This is a genomic window from Colwellia sp. BRX8-9 (assembly GCF_014077245.1).
Taxonomy (GTDB): domain Bacteria; phylum Pseudomonadota; class Gammaproteobacteria; order Enterobacterales; family Alteromonadaceae; genus Colwellia_A.
Map to the genome: position 1 here is coordinate 1 of NZ_JACGVN010000070.1, position 330 is coordinate 330.

Sequence of the window (330 nt, forward strand, 5' to 3'; positions counted from 1 at the left end):
GGTCATTGGACCGTCTGCTGTTTCAGCATTATCTAACACATTGCCCGTGGCGGTTGTATCTTCAGCTATCGTGACAGTTTCACTATCATCACTTAAATCTGACACTGGAGTTACTGAAATTGTTAGGGTAGAACTCTGAGTGTCACCTGCACTGTCAGTAACAATGTAAGTAATTACAGGCACAGCACCATTGAAGTTATCATTCGGTGTAAAAGTATAACTACCATCTGCATTTAAAGTTAACTCACCTTCGGTGAGGGTAACGGTGTCACCTGCACTATATGTATTACCATCAACAGTAAAGCTGGTGACGGTCATTGGACCGTCTGC

1 protein-coding gene is annotated in these 330 nt (G+C 43.0%); it reads right to left on the reverse strand.

All coding sequences use genetic code 11. From position 1 onward, the window contains the following. On the reverse strand, positions 1 to 318 hold a 318-nt coding region (locus H4J70_RS20320), incomplete at its 3' end, for an Ig-like domain-containing protein (protein ID WP_310740394.1). Between the last annotated feature and the right edge of the window lie 12 nt (positions 319 to 330).